Raw genomic sequence first — 1,822 nt, 5'->3', positions numbered from 1 at the left:
CAGATCGAAAAGCAGATCCTCGACATCGCGGTCAACAAGTGCGGCATGCCGCGCACCCACTTCATCAAGGTTTTCCCGGGCAACGAAACCAATCTCGGCTGGGTCGACCAGGAAGTCGGCGCGGGCCATTCCTACAGCGCGGTACTGGGCCGTAACGTGCCGGCAATCAAGGAACTGCAGCAGAAGCTGATCGACCTGCAGGCGCGCGTCGTGCTGCCGCTGCCGGACCTGCGCAACATCAACAAGCAGATGGCGGCTGGCGAAATGAAGGCTCGCAAGGCCAAGCGCGAAATGACCGAGGCCAACCTGCGCCTGGTGATCTCGATTGCGAAGAAGTACACCAACCGCGGCCTGCAGTTCCTCGACCTGATCCAGGAAGGCAACATCGGCCTGATGAAGGCCGTGGACAAGTTCGAGTTCCGTCGCGGCTTCAAGTTCTCGACCTACGCCACGTGGTGGATCCGCCAGGCCATCACGCGTTCGATCGCCGACCAGGCGCGCACCATCCGCATCCCGGTGCACATGATCGAGACGATCAACAAGCTCAACCGCATCAGCCGCCAGATGCTGCAGCAGTACGGCCGCGAAGCGACTCCGGAAGAGCTGGCGAAGGAAATGGACATGCCGGAGGACAAGATCCGGAAGGTCATGAAGATCGCCAAGGAGCCGATCTCGATGGAAACCCCGATCGGCGACGACGAGGATTCGCATCTGGGCGATTTCATCGAGGACACCAACATCGAGTCCCCGGTCGAGGCCACCACCAACATCAACCTCACCGAGACCGTGCGCGACGTCCTGGCCGGCCTGACGCCGCGCGAAGCCAAGGTGCTGCGCATGCGCTTCGGCATCGACATGAACACCGACCACACGCTGGAAGAGGTCGGCAAGCAGTTCGACGTCACCCGCGAGCGCATCCGCCAGATCGAGGCCAAGGCCCTGCGCAAGCTGCGTCACCCGAGCCGCTCGGAGCAGCTGCGTTCGTTCCTCGACATCGACTGACGCAAGCCTGCGAATGTTCAATCACGAAGCCCCGCTCAGCGGGGCTTCGTCGTTCTTGCCACCCTCCGGCAGCAGGCCGGGCCTCACGTTCGCGTATCCGTGCGACGTGGTTCTTCTCCCCTTGCGGGAGAAGGTGCCCGAAGAGCGGAAGAGGGGGGTGCACGGCGGCGCCGCCGTGCACCGCGTCTCGTGCAGTCAGGCCTTCTCGGCGTTGTAGAAGAACTGCTCGTGCGTGATCTTGCCGTTGCGGACCTGGTACACCGCGATCTCCTTCATCGCAACGCGGCCCATGTCCTTGTAGGTCGCATCCAGGCCCATCGCGACGCTGAACCAGCCGTCGGCGATGACCGGGTCGCTGACGCTGCCACCGTGGACCTCGACGAGATTGTCGGCCCACTGCTTGCCCTTCTCGCGGATCGCCGCCATGCCGCGGGTGACCGCATCGGGCTTCTGGCCGTCGCCCTCGATGCTGATGGCGTCCTCGGCGTACAACTCCTGCTGGGCCTGGTCGTATTGGCCAATGCGGCAGAGTTCGACGAGGCGATGTGCGACGGCGGCGATGTCGTTGAGCTTCGTATCCATGCGGGTGCTCCTTGGGTTGGGAGGAGCAGCATGCGGCGAGGCCGCTGACAGCGTGCTGTCAGTAGCGGCGGTCGTGACCACACATCGTGGACTCCAGGCGCTCGACGCTCCGGCTGTGGGTGCTGTCATTCTCGCGGAGGCGGGAATCCATCTTTCAAGCGCATCACGCTCGCCGGAGAGCGGAATCGTGTCGGTTGCATGGATTCCCGCCTTCGCGGGAATGACAGCCGAAGAGCGA

Annotated in this window: 3 protein-coding genes; 2 read left to right on the top strand and 1 reads right to left on the bottom strand. The window is 63.6% G+C overall.

The genetic code is table 11. The features are described from left to right. A partial coding sequence (gene rpoD / locus VFE83_RS19465) for an RNA polymerase sigma factor RpoD (protein WP_324909269.1) occupies positions 1–1,002 on the top strand: 1,002 nt, incomplete at its 5' end. Positions 1,003–1,197: 195 nt separating this feature from the next. Here rpoD and VFE83_RS19460 read toward each other — a convergent pair. Then, positions 1,198–1,584 (bottom strand): SnoaL-like domain-containing protein, encoded by a 387-nt coding sequence (locus tag VFE83_RS19460; protein WP_324909268.1) that lies wholly within the window; start codon positions 1,582–1,584, stop codon positions 1,198–1,200. Here VFE83_RS19460 and VFE83_RS19455 point away from each other — a divergent pair. Further along, positions 1,568–1,822 (top strand): hypothetical protein (locus VFE83_RS19455; protein WP_324909266.1); only part of this gene is annotated, 255 nt, incomplete at its 3' end. The genes VFE83_RS19460 and VFE83_RS19455 overlap by 17 nt on opposite strands.

This window comes from Lysobacter sp. (genome assembly GCF_035655815.1).
In the GTDB taxonomy this organism is placed as follows: Bacteria; Pseudomonadota; Gammaproteobacteria; order Xanthomonadales; family Xanthomonadaceae; genus Lysobacter_J.
The sequence above is the reverse complement of the archived record's forward strand: the minus strand, read 5'-3'. Positions and strand labels throughout refer to the sequence as shown.